Source organism: Streptomyces geranii, from assembly GCF_002954775.1.
Lineage (GTDB): Bacteria > Actinomycetota > Actinomycetes > Streptomycetales > Streptomycetaceae > Streptomyces > Streptomyces geranii.
In genome coordinates this window covers 21,521-44,906 of the sequence record NZ_PJME01000032.1, presented here as the reverse complement: position 1 = coordinate 44,906, position 23,386 = coordinate 21,521, and the positions used below count along the sequence as shown (strand labels likewise).

11 protein-coding genes are annotated in these 23,386 nt (G+C 67.5%); 7 read left to right on the top strand and 4 right to left on the bottom strand.

Annotated elements, in window-relative coordinates; genetic code table 11:
- Positions 1-9 precede the first annotated feature (9 nt).
- Positions 10-3,660 (top strand): BREX-2 system adenine-specific DNA-methyltransferase PglX, encoded by a 3,651-nt coding sequence (pglX, locus tag CW359_RS29860; RefSeq protein ID WP_105973296.1) that lies wholly within the window; start codon positions 10-12, stop codon positions 3,658-3,660.
- Positions 3,661-3,906: 246 nt separating this feature from the next.
- Here pglX and CW359_RS29855 read toward each other — a convergent pair whose 3' ends face one another.
- Positions 3,907-4,362, bottom strand: a complete 456-nt coding sequence (locus tag CW359_RS29855; RefSeq protein WP_105973295.1) for an ATP-binding protein — start codon at positions 4,360-4,362, stop codon at positions 3,907-3,909.
- A gap of 189 nt (positions 4,363-4,551) precedes the next feature.
- Between CW359_RS29855 and CW359_RS29850 the strand changes: the two genes are divergently transcribed.
- The 4 genes from CW359_RS29850 (at position 4,552) to pglZ (ending at position 13,082) form a co-directional block, all read left to right on the top strand.
- Complete coding sequence (locus CW359_RS29850; RefSeq protein ID WP_105973294.1) at positions 4,552-5,424, top strand: helix-turn-helix domain-containing protein; 873 nt, start codon at positions 4,552-4,554, stop codon at positions 5,422-5,424.
- Positions 5,421-5,627, top strand: a complete 207-nt coding sequence (locus CW359_RS29845) for a DUF397 domain-containing protein (protein ID WP_105973293.1) — start codon at positions 5,421-5,423, stop codon at positions 5,625-5,627. Before CW359_RS29850 ends, CW359_RS29845 begins: the two co-directional genes overlap by 4 nt.
- A gap of 302 nt (positions 5,628-5,929) precedes the next feature.
- Entirely contained in the window at positions 5,930-9,916 is a 3,987-nt protein-coding gene (gene pglY, locus CW359_RS29840) for a BREX-2 system ATPase PglY (protein WP_105973292.1), read from the top strand.
- 112 nt (positions 9,917-10,028) lie between these two features.
- Positions 10,029-13,082, top strand: a complete 3,054-nt coding sequence (pglZ, locus tag CW359_RS29835) for a BREX-2 system phosphatase PglZ (RefSeq protein WP_232838666.1) — start codon at positions 10,029-10,031, stop codon at positions 13,080-13,082.
- Positions 13,083-13,145: 63 nt separating this feature from the next.
- Here pglZ and CW359_RS29830 read toward each other — a convergent pair whose 3' ends face one another.
- A complete protein-coding gene (locus CW359_RS29830; RefSeq protein WP_232838665.1) occupies positions 13,146-14,183 on the bottom strand; it encodes a CBS domain-containing protein in 1,038 nt (345 codons plus the stop codon).
- Positions 14,180-15,994, bottom strand: a complete 1,815-nt coding sequence (locus CW359_RS29825) for a GmrSD restriction endonuclease domain-containing protein (protein ID WP_105973290.1) — start codon at positions 15,992-15,994, stop codon at positions 14,180-14,182. The genes CW359_RS29830 and CW359_RS29825 overlap by 4 nt, the downstream gene beginning before the upstream one ends.
- Before the next feature lie 236 nt (positions 15,995-16,230).
- On the opposite strand from CW359_RS29825, the gene brxD reads away from it, so the two are divergent.
- Positions 16,231-17,565 carry a BREX system ATP-binding protein BrxD gene (gene brxD / locus CW359_RS29820; protein WP_105973289.1) on the top strand — a complete coding sequence of 445 codons (1,335 nt, stop codon included), beginning with the start codon at positions 16,231-16,233 and terminating at the stop codon, positions 17,563-17,565.
- Positions 17,562-19,727 carry a DEAD/DEAH box helicase gene (locus CW359_RS29815; RefSeq protein ID WP_408647534.1) on the top strand — a complete coding sequence of 722 codons (2,166 nt, stop codon included), beginning with the start codon at positions 17,562-17,564 and terminating at the stop codon, positions 19,725-19,727. Before brxD ends, CW359_RS29815 begins: the two co-directional genes overlap by 4 nt.
- A gap of 62 nt (positions 19,728-19,789) precedes the next feature.
- Here the strand turns inward: CW359_RS29815 and CW359_RS29810 are convergent, their stop codons facing one another.
- On the bottom strand, positions 19,790-23,026 hold the full coding sequence (locus CW359_RS29810; protein WP_105973288.1) for a DNRLRE domain-containing protein: 3,237 nt from the start codon (positions 23,024-23,026) through the stop codon (positions 19,790-19,792).
- Positions 23,027-23,386: the final 360 nt, after the last annotated feature.

The following is a 23,386-nucleotide window of genomic DNA, read 5'->3' as shown; positions in this document are numbered from 1 at the left end:
TGTGACGAAGTGATCGACCGCAAGTCGAAGGCGTTGTTGGCCGACCTGATCAAGCGGGTAAAGGCGGTCGAGGTGGACCTGGACAAGCAAGTCAGTGCCGTACCTGAGGTGGGCGCGCGGCTGCGAGCCGAGTACGACCGGGCGCGGGAGCTGGAACGTACGGCGGCCACGTGGAACGACTGGCTCAAGGAGCGGATCACCCAGGTCGCCGTGGCATGGGTGCTCGGCACGGTGTTCGTACGGTTCTGCGAGGACAACCGACTGATTCCCGAGCCGTATCTCGCGGGTCCGGATCAGGAGCGCCAGGACCTCGCGGAGGCGCGGTACGCCCAGTACGTGGCCGACGACTCCGAGGGCGCCGACCCGACGTACCGGGGGTGGCTGGAGCGGGCGTTCGCGGAACTAGGTGCGGGACAGGCGGGCAAGCTGCTATTTGACGGCCGTCACAACCCGCTTTACCAGATTCCGCTGTCGCACGACGGGGCTCGGGTGCTGGTGGAGTTCTGGAGGGAACGTGGCGAGGAAGGACTGATCCACGACTTCACCGACCCGTTGAACGCGGACGGCACGGAGGGTTGGGACACGCGGTTCCTGGGTGACCTGTACCAGAATCTGTCTGAGGCGGCCCGTAAGAGGTACGCGCTGCTTCAGACTCCGGAGTTCGTGGAGGAGTTCATCCTCAACCGGACGATGAATCCGGTGGTGCGCGAACTCGGTTCCCGTTTCGGCGAGTTGAAGATGATCGACCCGACGTGCGGATCCGGTCACTTCGTGCTGGGCGCGTTCAAGCGGATGGTAGATCTGTGGACGGAGAAGGTTCCGGGCAAGGACCCGCACGAGCTGGTGCGGGCCGCGCTTGATTCCGTGCACGGGGTCGACTTGAATCCGTTCGCCGTGGCTATCGCGCGGTTCCGGTTGCTGATGGCCGCGATGGCGGCGGCGAATGTGCGGACACTGGCAGATGCCGGGCGGTATGACTGGCCTGTACACCTGGCGGTAGGCGACTCGCTGATCAAGGCTCGGCAGCTGGAGTTCGGCGTGCGCGGGACCGGAGGGCAAGGGGAACTGGAGTTCAGTGCGGAGCAGAAGGACGAGCTGGCGGAGTTTTCTTACGCTACTGAGGATGTGCACGAGGCCCAGTTCAAGGGGATTCTTGAGGTTGGGCGGTATGACGTGGTGGTGGGGAATCCACCTTACATCACCGTCAAGGATAAGAAGCTCAACACGCTTTATCGAGAGCTTTATAAATCCTGCGCCGGAAAATATGCATTGTCGGTTCCTTTTGCCGAGCGATTTTTCCAGCTGGCGAAGGTTGGGGAGCCGGATGGGCGCGGGTACGGGATGGTTGGGCAGATCACTGCGAACTCGTTCATGAAGCGGGAGTTCGGGACGAAGCTGATTGAGGAATACTTCGCGCATAAGGTGGAATTGACTGAGGTTATTGACACCTCGGGGGCCTACATTCCTGGACATGGGACACCGACTGTGATTTTGGTGGGGCGGCGGCGAGCGGGGACAGCACGGGGGAAGACGATTCGGACTGTTCGCAGTGTCCAAGGAGAACCTTCCGCTCCCGAATTCGGGGAAGACGGACTCGTTTGGCAGGCTCTCAAGAGTCAAATCGAAGAGCCGGGTTCGGTAAGTGAATGGGTTTCCGTCGATGACCTCGACCGGGAGCGATACTTCGGGAAGCAGCCATGGATTCTTCCCGATGGCGGTTTGGAGATGGTTGAAAAAATCACAAGCTCGACCATCAAAAAGCTCGCCACACTGACTAGCTCCAGCGGCTTCTCCGCCATCACAGGTGATGACGACGTATTCGCATTTCCGCGCCCCAAAGCCACATGGACTGAAGCCCACATGGCACGTTCACGCCCCTGCCTAGAGGGTGACCAAATCCGCGACTGGGACAGTTCGCCTGAAGCGGATGCAATTTACCCGATCAATGCTAGCCCCAAAGAACGCGAGCACCTAGAAAACGGCCCACTGTGGCCCGCACGAAACATCCTCCGCAACACTCTATATTTTGCCAAAACAAAGGAACAGAGAGGAATTCCCTGGTCGAACTATGCGTTCTACAAGGAAGAGCGTCTAAATGCTCAACTTCTGATTACATTCGCCTTTGTCGCAACTCACAATCATTTCGTATTGGATCGAGGCGGCAAGGTATTCAAGCAGTCCGCGCCAGTAGTCAAGCTGAGGGAGGAGGCTGGCGAGGAAGAGTATTTTCGGCTGCTCGGAGTTCTCAATAGCTCTACAGCTGGATTTTGGCTCAAGATGGTGAGCTACCCAAAGGGGGGTGACCCCATGGGTGACGACGGAGCACGCGTCAGCATCCATCCTTGGTCTGACCGCTACGAGTTCACAGGTACAAAGCTGGAGCAATTCCCGCTGCCATCCACCTACCCCACCGCCCTGGCCACAAAGCTGGACAACTTCGCGCAGAGGCTTGCTGCCTCCAGCCCCAATGCTCTCACCACCCCGACTGCTGCCTCTCTCCAAGAAGCCCAAGCCAAGTGGCTCTCCACCCGTGGCCAAATGATCGGCCTCCAAGAGGAACTCGATTGGCAGGTCTACTCCCTCTACAACCTGCATGCAGAAGACCTTCGCGCCCCCGAATCCGAGGTTCCCAAACTCGTCCTCGGCGAGCGGGCCTTCGAGATTGTTCTCGCTCGGCGGGTGAAGAAGGGAGTGGCGTCCGGGGAGTGGTTCAAGCGGCATGGGTCCACGCCCATCACGGAGTTGCCCGCACACTGGTCCGACGCCTACAAGGCTGTCGTGCAGAAGCGCATCGACGTCATCGAGACCAGCCGTGCCATCGGCATGATCGAGCGGCCCGAGTACAAGCGACGTTGGGCGACCGAAGGGTGGGATGCCCTTCAAAAGAAGGCCCTGCAGTCCTGGTTGCTCGACCGGATCGAGAAGCGTGAGCACTGGTTCGACGAGGACGGACAGCCCACGATCCGCACTCGGTACCAGCTCACCGACCTCCTCTCTCGGGACGAGGACTTCGTCGGCGTCGCCGAGTTGTACTCGCCCCACACCGAACTGGAAACCGTCATGTCGGCGCTCCTCGCCGACGAGCACGTCCCCTTCCTCGCCGCCCTCCGCCATAAGCCCGCAGCCCTGAAGAAGCGTCAGGACTGGGAGCGCGTCTGGGAGCTTCAGCGCAACGAGGACGCCGCTGAGACCGAGGCGGAAAAGCGAACGATCCGGGACTCCATTCGAGCACCACAGAGCTACGTCTCCGCCGACTTTCTCAAGCCGTCCTATTGGCGGGCACGCGGCAAACTCGACGTCCCCAAGGAGCGGTTCATCTCCTACGCGACCGGGTCCCTCTCCGGTACCCCCGAGCTGTTTGGTTGGGCTGGCTGGGACCACCGAGAGCAGGCGCAAGCGCTCGCCACGTACTTCACCGTGCACGAGCTGACTAAGGAGGAGATCACCCCACTCCTCGCCGGCCTGCTCGAACTCCAGCCCTGGCTCGATCAGTGGCACAACGGGTTCGACGCGATGTACAGCGGCTCCCCCGCCGCCTTCTTCGCCGGGCACCGCTCCGTGTACCAGGGGCAGCATGGTCTCACCGACGACGACCTGCGTGCCTGGCGCCCCGCACCGGCCAAGCGCGGCAGAAGCGGTGGCGCCGCCGCAAAGAACTGACTTCCACCCACGCCCTGTTGAGGCCCAGCGTGTCCACCACCGGGCCTCGACAAGGCGTTCGCATGTGATGGCCGACGTTGAGCAGCGCACTCAGGGGCGGTGACGCGGTCTCCACTGCCCGCTACAAGTGAGACTGGTGTGTCTGGGCCAGCCCCACCGTTCACGACCCGCCCTCACCGAAGCCCCCTGGCCCAAATCCACCAATTCCCCGCGCCACCAAGCAACTTCGAAGCCCCGGCCACTACCTCACCCAGAGGACACCGCACCGCCCACCGGCAGAATCGCCGCCTGCGGCACCTTGAACTGCGCCCACACTGTCTTCCCGACCCCGCCCTCCCGATCGCGCACACCCCACCGGTCGGCCAGCGCGTCCACCAGCACCAGACCCCGCCCGCATGTGTCACCCTCCCCCGGCGACCCCAACTCCGGGCACCCCGCCCCCGCGTCGCTCACCTCCAGGCGCAGTAGTCCGACCTCCACGTCGTAGACGAAACCCACGCCAACCAGTCGGTCCCTCGGCACCGGAACCCGCAGCGCGTTGGTCACCAGCTCGGACAACACGAGTTCCGCCGCCTCCGTGACGCCCTCCTCCATGCCCCAACCCGCGAGCGCGTCCCGGAGTATCGACCGCGACCAGCCCACGCCCCGAGGGTGTCGGGAGATCCGGAAGTGCACTTCGTTCGAGCTGTCGCGGTCTGCCATGACGCCCCCTGAGGCGGGTCGGTTCCTCGCAGTCAACTCCCCCACTGGTCTGAGGGGTTGCCCTTGCTCCGTGCAGCAGAATGCCGCGAGACGAGACATTCACGCAACGTTGAAGGGATTTCTCAGGCTTGATTCACCCTTTCGAGTAACCTCGCCATCACGGGCCCTCGGCCCTGATAGGGAGTGCGTATGCCAAACGTGAAGCCATCCACTGTCCTTGGACGCCAACTCGGCGACGAGCTACGCCGTTTCCGTGAGGCGGCAAGCCTCACCACGCAAGATGCCGCCGAGGTCCTCGACTGCACCAAGGGCAAGATCAGCCGCATCGAGAACGGCCATGTCCCGGTTCGCACACCGGACTTGAACGCGCTCATGGGCGCCTACCGAGTCGACGACGACGATGCGCGCAAGCGCCTCGAAGCTCTGGCCCGCAAGGCCAACCGGCGGCGGCGCGAAGGCTGGTGGCACCAGTACGACTCCGTCCTCGGCGATGCGTACCGCGACCAGATCGAGCTGGAGGCGATCTGCGACAGCGTGCGGACGTACCAGGTACAGCTGGTTCCAGGGCTTCTACAGACACCCGAGTACGGGCGTGCGGTGACCGTCGCTTCGCGTTCCTGGCAGAGCCCAGAGGAGATCGAGCAGTTCGTGCAGGTGCGGCTCGCCCGGCAGGAACGGCTGACCGGCGACTCCCCGATGGAGTTCTGGGCCGTCCTCTCCGAGGGAGTTCTGCGACAGCAGGTCGGGGGTCCCGAGGTGATGCGTGGGCAGCTGGAGCAGCTCGCCGCCCTTGCTGATCTGCCCAACCTCACCATTCAGGTGCTGCCGTTCTCGCGGGGTGCGTACTCGGGTATGTTCGGCCCGTACCTGCTGATGCGCTTTCCGCAGGTGGCATCACTGGATCTCGTACTCACCGAGACGCCGACCGGCAACATCTGGATCGAACGAGAACCCGAAGTCGCCCACTATCGAGCGCTATTCGATGACGCCCGCATGTCGGCCTTGCCGCCCACGGAATCGCTCACGCTGATCCAACGCGCCGTCAAGGAGTACAGACCATGAAGCATGCCCGCGTCGCCCCGTCGGACCTCGCCATAGCTGCATGGCGAGTCAGCAGCTACAGCGGCGGCCAGGGGGATTGCGTCGAGATCGCCGACAACATCCCCCACCTCATCCCCGTCCGCGACAGCAAGTGCCCCACCGGCCCCGTCCTAGGATTCAGCCGCGACGCCTGGCAGACCTTCGTCACTCAGCTCAGCTGCTGAGTCCCCTCCCGTGACCACCAACCACGGTCGGTCACAGGGCCGCAGGAAGAACGGCCCCGGCGAAGGGCCAGGCCCCCCAGCCCGCCCTTCGCCACCCAGCCACCCCACAAACCGCCCCTCCCCTCCCCACGCACCTCCGCCCTGTCATACCTGCCGGTTACGATCTGATACGGCCCTTCGGACCTGGGACCCAAGCAACAACCCCGCCCCCAGCACCACCCCAGCCCCAAGGCGCCCGCCCCAGAACAACCCCAGATGTGCCACAACACATCAAAACCGGCCCCAGGAGACGCGAGACAAACATGGCCCCGACAGCCGCCGCCACCGCCCCCCTCCTCCGTGACGTCATCGACATCAAGACGTCGATCTCCACCTCCGACTTCGTCCTGAAGCTCGCCGAGGCGGTCACCGAGGAAGGCGCGGCGAACGCGCTGCGGGACTATGTCGTCACCGAGCGGCTCTTGGACAACTTCGACGAGGCCCTCGGGCTGATCAGGGCCGCGCTCGACGGGAACACCTCGAAAGCCGCGTATCTCCACGGATCGTTCGGTTCGGGTAAGTCCCACTTCATGGCCGTCCTTCACGCCATCCTGCGTCGCGACCCCGCCGCCCTCTCCCGCCGGGACTTCGACCCGATACTGGGCAAGCACGAGTGGTTGAACACCGAGCAGAAGAACTTCCTGCTGGTGCCGTACCACATGCTCGGGGCGAAGTCCCTGGAGCAGCGCGTACTCGGCGGGTACGTCAGTCACGTCAAGGCGCTCCACGGCGACAAGGACATCCCCACCCCGCAGGTCTACCGAACCGACGCCCTCTTCGAGGACATCCGCTCGCACCGCATCCGTATGGGCGACGACAAGTTCATCGAAGGGCTCGCCGGCACCGACGGGGACGCGGACGTGCCCGGCAGCACCGGGGACGACGAGGACGAGTGGGGCGAGTCCTTCGCCTGGACCCCCGAACTGCTGGACACCGCGCTCGCCGCCGAGGAACTCGACGGCGGCGAGGTCAACCTCGACCTCGTCAACCCGAGCACCCCCGCCGAGCTGCGCGCCAAACTCGTACACGACGCCAGTACCACCTGGTTCCCGGGGTTCGCCAAGAATGCCGCCGAGGACGAACAAGGATTCATTTCTCTCGACGCGGGGCTCGCGGTGATCGCCGAGCACGCGAAGTCGCTCGGGTACGACGGTCTGATCCTGTTCATGGACGAGCTGATCCTCTGGCTCGCCAACCGCATCCACGACCAGAAGTTCGTCTCCCGCGAGGCGGACAAGATCACGAACTTCGTGGAGGGCGCCGACTCACGCCGGGCCATTCCGATCGTGTCGTTCATCGCCCGCCAGCGCGATCTGCGTGAGCTGGTGGGTGAGGAGACCTCCGGGGCCGCAGAAACCGCCATCCAGGACAGCCTCAACCTTGCCTCCGGGCGCTTCGACAAGATCACCCTGGAGGACCGCAACCTCCCGCAGATCGCGCACGCCCGGCTGCTGAAGCCCAAGAACGCGGAGGCCGGGGCCAAGCTCGACGCCGCGTTCACCAAGATCAAGCGGGTCGGGCCGCAGGTGTGGGACGTACTCCTCGGGTCGGACGAGGGGACCACCGGCGCGGACGAGGCGTCGTTCCGGCTGACGTACCCCTTCTCGCCGGCCTTCATGGACACGCTCGTCCACATCTCGTCCGCGCTCCAGCGGTCCCGTACCGGTCTCAAGCTCATGGGGCAGCTGCTCGCCACCCACCGCGACGACGCCACCCTCGATCAGCTGATCCCGCTCGGTGATCTGTATCCGGTGATCGCGGACGGCGGCGACAAGCCGTTCGTGGACGCTCTGAAGGTCGAGTTCCAGACCGCCGACAAGCTGTACCGGACCAAGATGCGGCCGTATCTGCTCGGTACGTACGAGGTCACCGAAGAAGACATCGAGCAGTACACGCACCGGCGGGACTCGATCACGGACCCGGCGCTGCTCGGCCGGTGCAAGAGCTTCGTCGGGGACAACCGGCTGATGTGCACGCTGTTGCTGTCCGCGCTCGCGCCCAGCGTGCCCGCGCTGCGGGACCTCACGATCCGGCGGCTCGGCGCGCTCAACCACGGCTCGGTCGTCTCGCCGATCCCCGGTGCCGACGTCGGCATGATCAAGACGAAGGTCAAGGAGTGGGCCGCCCAGTTCGCCGAGATCAAGGCGACCGGCACCGACACCAACCCGGGCGTGCGGCTCGAACTCGCCGGCGTGGATGTGGACTCCGTCATCGCCAACGCCAACGTGAACAACAGCCGGGGCAACCGGCGCACCCTGGCCAAGCGGCTGCTCGCCGAGGAGCTGGGGCTCGACCTCCAGGACCGGCTGATCGCCGACGAGCTGAACCTCGTATGGCGCGGCTCGAACCGCACGGCGGAGGTCGTCTTCGGCACCGTCGCCGATCCCGACGACCTGGCCGACCACGAGTTCCAGCCGAGCCAGGAGGGCATGTGGCGGATCATCATGGGTCTGCCGTACGCGGAGGGCGAGTGGGGGGCGGTCGACGACGCCAACCGGATGCAGGGGCTGCGGGAGCGGCCCGGTACGCATCCGCAGACCGTGGCGTGGATTCCCGCCCGGCTGTCCGCCGCCCGCTACAAGGACTTCCAACGGCTCGTCGTCATCGACTACGCGCTCGCCGACCAGCGGCGTTTCGACACCCAGTACGCGATGCACCTCAACGCCGACAACCGGGCACGGGCCAAGGCCCTGCTCGAAGGGCAGCGGGAGTCGCTGGCGCAGACCGTGAAAGACGCGTTCAAGGAGGCGTACGGGCTGGCCGACAAGAAGGCCTCCGACGTCGACGTCTCCTTCAACGACCATCTTGAGGCCCTGCCCGAGGTTGCCGACCTGCGGATCTCCATCGGGCAGTCGATGCGGGCCGGGGTCCGGCACATCGTCGCGAAGCTGCTCGCCCACCAGTTCCCCGCCCACCCGGACTTCGACCCGCAGGGCAGCAACACCCCCGTCAGGGCGAGTGAGGCGCGGACCGTGTTCGGGCTCGTCCGGGCGGCTGCCGAGGCCTCCGACCGGCAGGTGGAGAACTCGGGCAAGGAGAAGGCCCTGATGGAGCGGATCGCCGTCCCGCTCGGGCTGGGGCAGCAGAAGGAGGCGTACTTCCGGCTGTCGAACCGGTGGGCCGATCACTTCGCGCTGATGGCGCGGACGGACGGCGGCCCCGGTGACCTCGGCGTCGCCAAGCTCACCGAGTGGATCGACCGGCCCGAACGGATGGGCCTTGAGCCGTTCCTCGCGAACCTGGTCATCGCGTCGTACGCGGAGATGGACGACCGTGTGTGGGTGCGTGCGGGTGCCGTTCTGGACCCGGCGCCCGAGCTTTCGGCGATCAGGTCGCAGGACGGGCTGCGGTCACAGCCGCTGCCCGAGGAGGAGGTCTGGGAGGAAGCGGGGCGGCGGTACTGGGACGTCTTCGGGGTGGAGGGGGCGGAGGCTAAGCCGCCGACGCTCCGCCGGGGGCGGCTGGTCAGTCAGTTCGCGCGGCAGATTCTTGCCAAGGCCCGGCATTTCCGGCCGCACGCGGACGATCTTCTGCGGCAGTTGGAGAGGCACTCGGTGTTCCTCTCGCTCGACGGCGGCGACGAGTCCGGCCGGCTCGCCCTCGCCCGCCGGTCGCGGGATCTCCTAGACGAGTTGGCCGGTTTCGACCAAGGCGTGGCGGGCGGCATCGCCGCGGCCAAGCAGATCATCACGGCCTTCGCCGCGTTCGATCTCGGCGCGGCCTCGGCCAGCCGCTACGGCGCCTCCGTCAAGCAGGCCGAGGCCGTCGCGGCAGCGCTCGCGGGCGCGAGCTGGGACACGTTCGAGCTGGCGGCGAACGTCGGCCCGGAGGGCGAGGCTGTCCTCGCACAGTTGCGCAGTGCCGCCAACGCCGACCAGCGCACCGTCAATCTCAAGGACGCCCTGGAGAAGGCACGGATGGCGGGCGTCGCGGCGCTCAAGCGCAACCAGGCCGCCAACGCGCCCACCCGGCCCGCGCCCGGTCCGTCAACGCCAGCTCCGGGGCCGCTCACCTCGCCCGGAGCCGTGGACCTCACCACCGCGAGCAGTCACCCTCCGGTGCCCACGACACAGCCGCCCCTTCCGGCCGCCGGGACGGGAACCGGGACCGACGGCCGTGCCGTCCGGCGCTCGGGCAGGGCGCGCACAAACATCTCTCAGGCACCGGCCGAGCTGCTCGCAGAGCTGGTCGCACTGGCTGCGGCTGAGCCCGATGCCACCATCGAGTTCAGCTGGCAGGTCGTGGAGTGACGACGGCGGTTACCGTGGCGCGGGCCATGGATGTGGGAGATGCCGGAGATGTGGGAACGGGACAAGAGGCAGGTGCGGCGGTGAACGCCAGGGAGACGAGGCGGGCAGGCGCGTGAGTACGGCGACCAGCACGAGCGCGGTGCGGCTCAACTCGGCCACCATCACCCAGTACCTCACCTCCCAGCCCGGCCTCACCCCCGACAAGCACCGCTCGGTCCTGCTGCGGGCGGCACCTGTCTGGGACGGCCCTGCCGAACTCCCGTGGGGTGAAGGACGGCGGGCGCGGATCGCGTCCGGGCCCTCACCGCTCGCCGTGTACGAGCTGGTGCTGGCCCACCAAGCGGCTGGCACCCCTGGCCCCCATGCCCTGGTCACCGGTCCCGACGTCCTGGTCGTCCTCACCGACCGCGAGGAGGCCGAACTCGGCCCCGACCTACTGTCCAAGGTCCACAAGCAGCGGGTCAGCGCCGTCAACATCTGGGACGTGGTCCGCGAGGCGTTCGGCGCCGACGCCACCGACCACTGGCTGTCCGAGGAGAACTGGGCCGCCGAGGCGCTCCTCGACGCCACTCCTCCGGGCGGCTGGCCCCGCCTCGCGGGCGGCACGCTCTCGCGGCGCGAGGCGCTGGCGGCACTGGCGATGCGCCGGCTCGGCATCGGGCGCTACGACCCCGATCGCGTCCCCGGCAGCGCGGCGGGGGCCGACGGACTCGACGTGCACGCCCTGCTGCGCTGGACGTTGCAGCCGGGAGGCCCGGACCGCTTCCTCGCGCTGCGCGCACCGGAACGGGCCGGGCTGGCCCGGTTCCTCGGGGAGGACGACCAGGTCGGGCTGACCGGGCGGGCCCTGCTCGCGCTGATCGGCGCCGAGCACGGGCCGGACGCGGTCGCTTTCGGACTGGTGTGCGCGGCGCTCTGGCGGGACACCGAGGTTCCGGACGCGGCGGGCGGGCGGCGCGGTCACCGGCGTACGGCGGGCCGCGCCCAGGCGGCAGCCGGCGGTGCCACCGTGGACGCCGAGGACTACCGCGCCCGTGGACGTGCGGAACGCTGGTTCGGCGAGGAGCCGCTGGCGCACGGTGAGGCCCTGGACCGGCTCACGGCCTCCTTCGGCCGGGCCTGCGAGGAGTTCGTCTCCGCGCTGCTGCTGACCGGCCGCTCGGAGTTCGACGAGTCGGCGGCAGCCGCCCGGAGGATGAGCGGCGCCGCCCTGGACCGGGCGGAGTCGCTGGTACGGCAGTTCGGAGCCGAGCGGGCCGCTCAGTCGAGTCCCGTACTGGCGGCCGGACTTGAGGCCCGCTTCGGTGCGGTCGGACAGGCACTTCGCAGTGGCGACCCGCTATCGATCTCCCAGGCCGTCAGCGCCCTCGACGACCACAGTCTCTCGGCGGACACCGACCCCCGTACGCGTATCGCACGCGCCCGCATGGCAGAGCGGCTCACGCGGTGGCTGGCGGGCGATCCGCCGGACTCGTCGGAGAACCTCGCGTCCGCGATCGGCCGTCACGTCTCGGAGACGGGCTGGGTCGATCTCGCCCTCGAACACATCGAGGCCGGTGGTGAGAGCGAGCCGACGCTGCGGTCCTCGTACGACACCCTGTGCGCCTCCGTGCGGGCTCGCCGTCGGGAGATCGACCGGCACTTCGCGCAGGCACTCGCCATCTGGACCGCGGACGGCGGCACGCCCGGAACCATGCTGACGGTGGAAACCTTCCTCCCGCGCGTCGTCGCTCCCGTGACGAAGTCCGGCGACCGCCGGGTGCTGTTGCTCGTCCTCGACGGGATGAGCGCGGCGATCGCCTCCGAGCTGGCCGAGGAACTGCGCGAGCACTGGGTCGAGTACGACCCGCTGGCCGACGCCAAGGACCCGGCACGGCGCCGGGCGATGGCAGCCGCGCTGCCCACCCTCACGTCGGTCTCCCGGACCTCGCTCTTCGCCGCCACGCTGACCTCGGGCACCCAGGCCGACGAGAAGCGGACGTTTCCGGCCCACAGGTTCTGGGGGGACTCGCAGGCCGCGGTCTTCCACAAGGACGACCTGCGTGCCGACGCCGCCGGAGACTCCTTCGGTCCCGAACTGCTCGCCGCGCTCATGGACGACGGTACGCAGGTAGCCGTGGTCCTCAACACGATCGACGACCGGCTGGCCAAGGAACAGAAACTGGGCGACGCCACCTGGCGGCTCGGCGACATAGGGCAACTGCGGGAGCTGTTGCGGTACGCCGCGCTCCAGGGCCGGGCGGTGATCCTGACCAGTGACCACGGGCACGTCGTCGACCGGCACGGCTCGCGGGTCGCTTCGGGTGCCCCGCTGTCGGCCCGGCACCGGGAGCCGGGCGGGCCTCTCGCCGAGCCGGAGATCCTGCTGACCGGGCGCCGGGTCGTCGTGCCCGATGCCGGTGACTCGTCCGGGCGCGCGTCAGGTGGCGAGGTCGTCGCGCTCTGGGACGCGGACTCTCGTTACACGTCGCAGAAGGCGGGTTACCACGGCGGAGCCTCCCTCGCCGAAGTGGCCATCCCCGTACTGGCGTTCCTGCCCTTCGGCGCGCAGCCGCCCAAGGGCTGGCGCGAACTCGGTGACCAGCGGCCCTCCTGGTGGCGCCTCGACGCACCCTCGGCCGAGACCGCGCAGACGACGGCCCTGACGACCGCGCCTTCGACCACGTCACGGCCGGCGGGGACCCGGCCCGCACCGGCGGCACCGCGCCCGACCGGGAAGGCCGCGGAGAAGGCGGTCGAGATCGTGGCCGGTCGGGACTCGCTCTTCGACATCGTGCTCGTCCCCGCCGAGGAGACCGACTCACTGCTGTCCGTCACGGCTGTCGCCCCGGACGAGTCCGCCTCGCCGAACGACGCCCTGATGACCGCCTTGCTCGCCTCCGAGATCTACCAGGCCCAGGTGGAGGTGCTGGCCCGCAGGCGCGAGCTGCCGCGGATGGAGGCGGCGGTCCGGGTCCTGCTGGATATCGGGGGCACGCTTCCCATGACGGCGTTGGCGCAGCGCGTCGGGCTTCCGGCCGGCCGCAGCGCGGAGGGTTTCTGCGCCGTACTGCGGCAACTGCTCAACTACGACGGCGCCCAGGTCCTGGAGACCCTGCCGGACGGCCGCACCCTGCGGCTGAACAGCGGCCTGCTGAAGGGACAGTTCGAGCTGGACCCGCAGTAGTTGTGATCTGGTACCGGCCCGGGAAGCACCGGCCGGTACCAGGTTCCACTTCCGCGCACGCCGTCAGACGAGCTGCCGCATGATCCGTACGAACTGCCCCAGCTCGTCGAGGAATCGCTGTTCCAGCGGCTCGGGGGCGAAGTGGGCGATCTTGTTACGGATCTTGCGGACCTGGTCGAGCTGGTACACGAACTGGACGCGGTTCACCATGGTCCAGCCGAGTGCCTGCCAGTTCTGATCCGCCTTGGCGCGCAACGCGTCCTTGGTCTGCTGGCCGTCGAGCAGCGTCACGTAGTCACCGAACATCAGGTCGGAGATCTTGCCGGTCTGCCGCTCCGCCTTCTTCGGCTGTACGGCCTTGATGGCCTCGGGGTCGATCGCGGCACCCAGGCACTTGCGCAGCAGAAACTCGATCTCCCCGACCATGAAGAACGGCCTCGCCGTCGCGTCGAAGCGTTCCGTAATGTCCGCGGAGGTCACGATCCCGCTGAACCGGCCGTCGTTGCGGCGGACAAGGACGTATCCCTTCTCGCTGACGAGAGGCAGTACGGCGAAGAAGTTCTGGTGCTCCTCGGCCACCGGAACGTCGTCCACGAGTGCGTTCGCGAGGACCCGGTCGACGCCCGCCTTCTCGTACATCCTGGCGACCGAACCCCAGGTGACGGCACCGCACAGTGTGGTCGTCCCGTCGATGACGGGCAGCTGGGAGTAGTCCTTGGTGCGCATCAGGTGCGTGGCCTCGGAGAGCTGCGCGGTCGGCGGGAGGGACTCCAGGCCGGCTCTGGCCGCCGCGATGTCCCCGATCCTCAGCGGATGCTGCGGAAGCAGGCCCGGCGTCGGCTCCTCCTCCGGTTCCTCGTCGCTCACCTCGTCCGCCACCACGACCGTCTCCAGGGCGACGACGTGGACGGAGCTGCCGTGGCCGCAGGTGGCGAAGGACGGAACGGTGGACAGGCCCACATCCTTCAGGGCCTGCGCGATGGCCAGGACGGACTGGTCGTCGCGTCGGCGCGTGCCGAAGAGCGCGAGAAGTTCCCGCACCGGGATCTTCGTACCTTTGAGGGCCATCAGGCTGTCGTCGGAGGGCATGGTGGCGCTCACCCGCCCAGCTTCTCGGCGAAGCCGCGGTGCACGGTGTGCTTGCGCATGGCGGACCGCACCAGGTCGAGGAGCTGCTTGGAACGGTCCGTGTAGAAGCGCTCGAAATCCCCTTCGTGCAGCGTGGCCGGATCGATGAGGTGCGTCGAGACGACATCGTCGAACCACTCGGGGCGCATGCCCGATTCCAGCATCAGCGACTTGAGGTACGCGGTGGGCGGACCGGTCATGCTCCGGCTCGCCCGGTACGACAGCGGGGTCTTGTTGACGATCGAGTTGACGCGCGACGCGTAGCCCGGGTGCGACTTGGCCACCCAGGACTTGGGGAAGATCAGCCGTACGTCGACGCCGTGCGCGGCCAGTCGGCCCGGACTCAGCGGAGCTTCGGTGTAGTACCAGTCCACAGCGCCCTGTTTGACGAGCAGGGCGTAGATTCCCTTGTAGGCGGCACTGTTGCGCGTGCTCAGGGTGTCGAGCCGGTCGGAGACGAACACGGCTTCCGCCACCGTGTCCGGCTCTCCGCCCTCCCCACGGATCCACGCGACGAGTTGCTCCACGTCACGGGGGAAACGGCTCTCGATGGACCCGCCGTACATCTCGCCGAGCACGCCGTTCCAGTACCACTGGGCGATGCGCTCCTCTCCGTCCGCGGTGTCCGTCTCGTCGCCCATGACGGCGCGTACGGCCGCCAGCGGCACGAGCTGGGTGCGGTACGGGAGGTCCGCCGAGTTGACGATGCACTGCCGCTCCAGAAACGCCCCGACCCAGGCGAAGGCCTCCGCCAGCCGCGGGGCCAGCCGCATGAAGTCGACCAGCGGAAGCCCCAGCAGATCGCGGCGCTTGCAGGAGAGCGAGTTGCGAAGTCCGTCCCGCTTGTCCTCCCAGGTGCGTACGAGGGCGATCGCCTGAAGGAAGTCGCTGCTGCTCAGCCCGTCCTCGACCCCGGCCTCCATCCTGCCGAACACGGGATGGGCGGCGGTCAGGTCCGACTTGATCTGCAGCCACGCGTCGGGAAGCCGGTAGTACTCCCCGAACTCCGCCACATGGGTGCGGTCGCCAGCGTAGGTGGCGGTGAGCAGCTCGAAGACGTTCAGCGGGACGCCGCCCGCGTTCACCCGCTCGAAGACCGCGCACACCGCGTCCATTTCGGTGGAGGCGGGCAGGTTGATCATGGGCACGTCGAACGACTGCACGTGGTTGAGTACGTGCTCCTCGAACCGCGACCAGACATCCCAGTTCGCTTCGTCAAGTTTCACGAATTCCCGGTGCCAGGCATTCATGCGCTGGGTGTCGAACACGAGATTCAGCGGAAAATAACCCGCGGCGCACTCAAGCTGTGTCGTACTCAGATCGAGGACGACCCGCCGAGCGAAGTCCGTCTTGAGGGTCCGGTCCTCGGGTACCGACACGATCGCCTCGTCCCGGTCCGAGGGCGAGCCGATCGCCTTGGCGATGTCGATGTAGTACCAGCGCTTCAGTTCCTTGTTGCGAGTGTCCACCGTGTCCACCGGCTGGTCGCGCCGCAGAGCCTGGTACAGCGAGGTCATGCGCTGCTGGCCGTCGAGGAGAAGCAGGTCGGGCACCCTGTTCTCCGAGACCTGCGCACCGCTCAGCGGCCTGGGCCTGAAGGGCGTGTTGCCGCCGGTCTGGAGCGACATGACGACGCCGAGCGGGTAGTTGAGCGTGACCGTCGCGATCAGCGCCCGGATGTGTTCGTCGTTCCATTTCCACTCACGCTGGAAATCAGGTAGTTGCAAGGCCCCTGACTCGACCTGCTTGAGTAGATCTCTGAGCTTCGGACTGTCCAGCGACACGCTGCGGTCTCCCCCGCTTTGAACCTCAATGGTGGATACCGTATTGCATCAAGCCATTCTGAGCGCCGTCAAGGAATGCGGAAATCGAGACACCTGCGCCTCATTACTATTCAGCCATCACTACCGTCTTCGGACACCCGTGATGCCACGGTGGAGCCGGTGCCGTCGTCCCCTGCCGCCGGATACCTACTCCCGGCCCCGCCGCACCGCCCTCCACGGGATGGAAGACTGACGAGGTGAGTACAGATCAGCCGTCCCGGATCTCCCCCGTCAGTGCGACGCGTCGACGCGATGTGATCGACGCGCTGCGGCGAGGGGCCGTACCCGAGAACGGTCTTGACCTGCTGGCGACCGGCCTGGACCGCTTCGAGACCGCACTGGACGCGGAGCTTTCGGCGGTGGCGTCGGGCGCGTCGGTGTTCAAGGCGGTCCGCGGGGAGTACGGCTCCGGCAAGACCTTCTTCACGCGGTGGCTCGGCGAGCGCGCCAAGCGCCGGAATTTCGCCGTGGCCGAGATCCAGATCTCGGAGACCGAGACTCCTCTGCACCGGCTGGAAACCGTCTACCGTCGGCTCACGGAACGGCTGGCCACACCCGGATTCCCGCCGAGCGCGCTCCGCCCTGTCGTCGACGCGTGGTTCTACGCCCTGGAAGAGGACGCTCTGGCCGACGGCGCCGCCGAAGAAGGGCTCGCCGAGTCGGTCGAGAGGCTCATGGCCGCGCGTCTCGCCGAGGTGTCCCGGCACGCCCCGTCCTTCGCCGCCGCACTCCGCGGATACCGCGTCGCACTCACCTCCGGTGACGAGACCACCGCGGCGGCCGTCATGGCCTGGCTCGGCGGACAGCCCCACGTGGCCGCCGCCGCCCGCAGAGCCGCCGGGGTTCGGGGAGATCTCGACCACTTCGGCGCACTGGGCTTCGTCCAGGGACTGCTCACGGTGTTGCGGGACAGCGGTCACGCGGGTCTGTTCCTGGTACTCGACGAGGTGGAAACCCTCCAACGGGTCCGCTCGGATGCCCGCGACAAAGCACTCAACGCGCTGCGGCAGCTCATCGACGAGGTGCACTCCGGGCGTTTCCCCGGCCTCTATCTCATCATCACGGGCACACCCGCGTTCTACGACGGCCAGCAGGGCGTGCAACGGCTGGCGCCCCTGGCCCAGCGACTGGCGACCGACTTCACCACCGAACCGCGCTTCGACAACCCACGCGCGGTACAGCTGAGGCTTCCGGGCTTCACGGAGGAGTCCCTGATCGCTCTCGGGCAGACCATCCGAGACCTGTACGCGGATGGGTCCTCGAGTCCGAAACGCATCGCGGCGATGGCCGACAACGCCTATGTCGCGGACCTGGCACGTGCCGTCGGCGGCACTCTTGGGGGCAAGGTCGGAGTGGCCCCCCGGCTGTTCCTGAAGAAGCTGGTGGGTGACGTCCTCGACCGCGTCGACCAGTTCGACGACTTCGATCCGCGCAGGCACTACTCGTTGACGGTTAAGACCTCCGAACTCACCGAAGTCGAAAGGAACGCCGCGGCAGCCGGGGCGGACGACGTGGAACTGGAGCTTCCGTGACGGGATACGACCAGGTCCCCGACCCGCTGGACCCACTGGACCGGCTGCACCCGGGCCTGGTCCACCACATCGTCAACTCGCTCGGCTGGCCTGCTCTTCGGCCACTCCAGGAGGAGTCGATCACCCCCCTGCTCGACGGGGCGGACGCGGTGCTGCTGGCGCCCACGGCCGGCGGAAAGACAGAGGCGGCGGCCTTTCCGTTGCTTTCAAAAATGGCTCTGGAGGGTTGGGCAGGCACTTCCCTGCTCTACGTCTGCCCCCTCAAAGCACTGCTCAACAACCTCCTGCCACGTCTTGAGACATACACCTCGTGGCTGGGGCGTACCTCCGCGCTCTGGCACGGGGACGTGACCCACTCACGCCGCAAACGCATCCTCAGCGACCGGCCCGACGTGCTGCTCACCACCCCCGAATCCCTCGAAGCCATGCTGGTCAGCACCAACGTCGACCATCGCGCCTTCTTCTCGGGCCTGCGGGCGATCGTGGTCGACGAGGTGCACGCGTTCGCCGGGGACGACCGGGGATGGCATCTGCTCGCCGTACTGGAGCGGCTGGAACGGGTGGCGGGGAACCCCGTGCAGCGTGTCGGCCTCTCGGCGACGGTCGGCAACCCGGAGCAGTTGCTGCACTGGCTGCAGGGTTCAGGGGCCGGAAAACGCGCGGCCCATGTCGTCGCTCCCCACCTGCGTGACGTCTCCGCGGCGCTCCCCCCACCGGGGGAGGTCGAACTCGACTACGTCGGCTCCCTCGACAACGCCGCCCGGGTGATCGCGGCCCTCCACCACGGCGAGAAGCGGCTCGTGTTCTGCGAGTCCCGCAGGGAGGTGGAGGAACTCGGCGCCGGCCTGCGTGCGAAGGGTGTCACCACGTTCCTGTCCCATGCCTCGCTCTCCGTGGACGAGCGGACCCGAGCCGAGGAGGCGTTCGCCGAGGCCCGCGACTGCGTGATCGTCTCCACCAGCACACTGGAACTCGGCATCGATGTGGGTGACTTGGACCGGGTCCTGCAGATCGGTGCGCCGGGTACCGTGGCCTCGTTTCTGCAACGCATCGGGCGCACAGGCCGGCGGCCAGGATCCGTACGCAACTGCCTCTTCCTCGCCATCGACGAAGACGACCTGGTGTCCGCCGCCGCTCTGCTCCTACTGTGGTCGCGTGGCTGGGTTGAGCCGATCACACCGCCTCCCGAGCCCCGGCACATCGCCGCTCAGCAGATCCTCGCGCTGTGCCTTCAGGAACACCGGATCGGGGACCGGCTGTGGCAGGAATGGTGGGGCGGCATCGGGCCCTTCGGTCCCGCCGCTGAACCGGTGATGCGCCATCTGATCGAGCAGGGCTATCTGGACCGGGACGGAGGCATGCTGTTCATCGGCCCCGAAGCCGAACAACGCTTCGGATTCCGGCATTTCATGGATCTGACGGCAGTGTTCACCGCGGCCCCCGAGTTCACCGTGCTGTCCGGCCGAACGGAGATCGGCACCACGGATCCGGCACTGCTCACCGATGAGGTCGTAGGGCCACGTCGGCTGCTCCTCGCCGGACGCAGTTGGCAGGTGACCTACATCGACTGGTCACGGCGACGCTGTTTCGTGGAGCCGGTCGAAGACGGCGGCAGGGCACGCTGGGGTGGCATGGGTTTTGCCCGTTCCGCATCGTTCGAACTTGCCCGCGCCGCGCGGGAGGTCCTGCTCGGCTCGACGCCTCCGGTCAGGCTGACCCGGCGCGCCGAGAGCGCGTTGGCGCAGACTCGGGAACGGTACGGCGAGGTAGTACATGTCGGCAGCACCATCGTGATCCGCGGTGGGCAGGACACCAATGTTCGCTGGTGGACCTGGGCAGGCAGTCGAGCCAACGCCACCCTCGCCGCGACGCTCACCTCTGTTGCCGACCCATTGCAGCGCCCGACAGACGCGTATGTACGGCTGCGCGAGGACATCACGGCTCAGGAATGGAGAAAGGCCGCTGCGGAGGCAGCTGACCGTCTCTGCCTGCCGACCGTGGACCCTCGTGCGGTGGCAGGGTTGAAATTCAGCGCGGCCCTGCCTCCTCGACTGGCAGATGCAACCGTCGCGGCGCGCCTGGCCGATTTGGAAGGGGCTGCCTCTGTTCTCCGGGAACCTGTCAGGCTCGTGTTCCCCTCAGAGCCGTACGCAAAGGGGTGAGCCCCCAGCACTATGCGGCGCTGGAGGCTCACTAGGCCCGTACCACCCGAACCCCACTCACCTCACCCAAACGCCAACTTATCGTTCCACCCCGACCCAATAACCGTCTTCACCGGAGCATTGGTATTCGTAGTGGACGGGTGATACACGGACATGTGCCCGTCAGCCGCAAACCGAGCCCAAATATCCGGCACCCCATCCCCGTTGATATCCGGAACCCCAATAGCCGAATTGACATTGGCCTCCGTCCAACTCGTCCCGAACGCCTCGTCCCCATCAACGGCATTGGACGCCAGCATCAGCGAGTTGAGATCGACACTCCCCGCCCCCGCAGCTCCCACCTTCCCCCGCCGCAGATACATGCTCCCGTTGTCCAGGTTCCGCCACAGCAGGTCCGCCACCCCGTCCTTGTTCATGTCGGCCAGGTTGACGACATCCCGCCGAGCCCAAGCATCCGCGTTCATCAACGTCGCCGTCTGGACACTGCCCCCCGTATACCCGGACAGCACCCAGAACCCAGCAGCCGTACGCAGCACCAGGTCGGGCAGCTTGTCCCCCGTGATATCGCCAAGCGCCTTCAACTGCGTCCACGTAGAAGGCGCCGGCGCATTGGACGGCAAACGAACCTTCATCCGCTGCCCCACGTCGAACGAGCCGTACCCGTCCCCCGGGTAGAGCCAGAAGCCGCCGTCCGGAGTGCGCGCGAACAAATCCGTCGTACCGTCGCCCGGATACGTGTCCTGGTAATGCGCGATCAGCGCCGCCTTGTTGCCCAGTGTCGACGCCGCGTCGTACCAGTGGCCCGGCGGGTTCAAGGTCACCGTGCCGTCCGTCGCCCTCGCGTACGACGCGATCAGTGAGCCGTACAGCTCGCCGTCCGGCTTCTGGCCCGCGTAGGTCCGCAGGGTGCCCGCCGCGTCGATGACCATCAGGTCGGGGGTGCCGTCGCCGCCCGTGTCGCCGGGGGTGTCGGCGTTCTCCTTCGGTGGGACGTACGTCGTGTAGTCCGTGCGCACGCTCGGGTTGCCGAGGGTGTCGTAGGCGTACACCTGGAGGGTGTTGGGGCCGGCGTTCAGTGGCTGGAGGTCGGGGACCGTGGCTACGCCGTTCGCGTCGGCGTTCACCGACTTCGGGCTCACCCCGCCCCACGCGTACTGGAACCGCACCGCGCCCGGTGACTCGAAGGTGATCGGGCCGGTCGTGCCGAAGTTGACCTTCGCCCAGGTGGTGCCGCTCGGGGTGGCCTCCAGGAACACGTCGCTGGTGACCTCGGGCTGCGACGGGCCGCTCGGGTCGACCGTGAGGCGGCAGGGGTCGGTGCCCGGCGGGTAGTTGGTGGACGTCGCGCTCGCCAGGTCCTGGCCCATCGCGTCCCAGTTGAACGTGGTGTTGGTCGTGATGTCCTTCAGGCGGGCGTCCGTGACCGGGATGGTCAGCGACGAGGTGCCGCCCGACGCGCCGATGGTGACGAACGTACCGGCGGGAGCCGTGGTGCCGCTCTTCCAGAAGCGGAAGCGGACCTTGCTCATGTTGTTGTCGGGGTCCTTGGCGGTCACCGACAGCGTGATGTTGGTCTTGCCGACCGTCACGCCCGCGCCCGTGCCGGGCGTGCAGGCGCCGCCGGGCTTGGAGGTGCCCTTGGTGGGCTCGGACGGAGGGCGGTTGTATTCGGCCTCGATGGTCGCCGAGGTCGCCTTGAACTTGCGCCAGGTCTGGGTGTCCGACTCGCTGGAGGCGCGCATGCCGAGGGTGACGGTCGCGTGGCCCTTGTCCGTGGCGTACTGGGCGGCGTCCTTGACGTTGAAGTCCTCGTAGTCGTTGGGGCAGGACGAGGACGACCAGCCGTGTGCGAAGGACTTGCGCTGGAGTTCGTCGGACCAGCTCGGCTGCGCGCTCCAGGTCGTGCCGGAGGAGATGGGGCCTGTGCGCCAGATCTGGAACTCGCGCTTGGTGCACGACCAGGAGTGGTTGTTGAGCACCTTGAAGGTGGCGCTGGTGATCTCCGCGCCCTTGATGCTGCTGAACCAGTCCATGCGCCAGAAGGAGCGGGCGGTGCCGCCCGTGTCGTCCTCGTGGCCGACGCGGGCGTCGGAGGTGCCGGAGGAGAAGTTGGTGCCGTTGAAGAAGCTGGTGGTGGGGTACGGCTTGTAGGCCACCGTCCACGCGTCCCAGCCGGGGTTCAGGGGTGGGTCGACGTACAGGGGGTATGCGGCGTCCTTGCGGTCTGCCAGACCTGTGGCGGCGAAGCCCAGCTTCAGACTCGCGGCACCTGTGTTCTCGCCGTCCAGGGTGATCGGCAGCGGTGCCGAGTTGGCGCCGGGCTCGATGCCGGTCAGGCCCGACAGCTTCAGCACGTCGGCCGGGGTGGCGACCGACGTACGGTTCGGGGTGCCCGGGGGCAGTTCGGGGTCACGGCCGCTGGAGTCCCACGCGAACGGCGTGGGGATCGAGCCAACCTCCTTGCCCGCCTTGTCCAGGACCTGGACCCGGGTCGCCTTGCGGTCCTGGCGGAACACGGCCGTGTCGGAGCGCAGGCCGTACGTGACGGTCCTGAGCGCCTCCTGCCGTGCGGCCTCCGGGGTCTTGACGATGAGGAGCTGTGCCATGCCGCCCTCCTCGCGGGCCACCAGCAGCAGGTCCACGCCGGGCAGCACCTCGGAGTAGAGGGCGCGCGGTCCGTCCAGCACCGGCTCGGGCAGGGCGCCCGGCCAGGTGTACGCGACGGTGTGCTCGCCCAGTTCCACCTCGGCGAGGACCGTCTCGCCCGACGCCGTGACCAGCTTCTCGTCACGGGCGAACGACCGGTCGGCGCGCGTCTTCGGGGCGGTCGAGGCGGTCGTGCCGCTCGCGAAGCGGACCGGGACGACCGGGTTCGCGGGTGCGACGCCGAGCCCGCGCGGGGCCCTGGCCGTCCGCTTGAGCCTGTTGTCCACGGGGACCCAGGTCCCGGCCGCGTTCCTCACCCGGGTGGGCGCGGCCGTGATCCGGGTCTTGAACTGGCCGTCGGGCAGCGCCCAGGTCAGCGCGGTGGCCGTGGTCGCCGTGTCGACGAGCACCTGCTTGCCGGTGAGCCTGGCCCGCGCCATCGCGGCGGCCTCGTCGCGCGGGCCGGTGGAGGCACGGGTGGCGTCGGTGGTGGTGCCTCCGGCGCGGGCCGGCGGGGTGTCGTCGTCCGGCTGCCACCAGGGCAGCAGGGAGACGGTCAGGGCGGCCAGCACGAGGCCGAGGGTCAGGGACAGCCGGGTGCGGGTGCGCACGAAGGGGCTGAGATATCGGGGATATCGGGGCGGCGCGGTCACGGCGGTCTACTCCCGTGGGAACCAAGCGGACTGAGGACAGCACAAGCAGCCCCGTTCAGCAGGCTGCGGGGCAGGAGGCGGCCACACGATCACACACTCGCCATAGCACGTCCACATTTTAATTAGTTAAGGATTTGTTATGAAAATACGAAACTGATGTGACGGTGTGACAGTTACGCCTGGTTCAGGGCTTTTCTGGAGCCACATTGAGAGCGATCACCTGATTCACCCGGTCCGCCTGGCAGGTCGCCGACGGGACGATCTGGTGCGTTTCGCCCCGTGACCCGGATCACTCCGGAATGCTTTCGTCCCTTTGGTCGATCTTGAATTGTGCGGCGGACATGACACAGAGTGCGCACG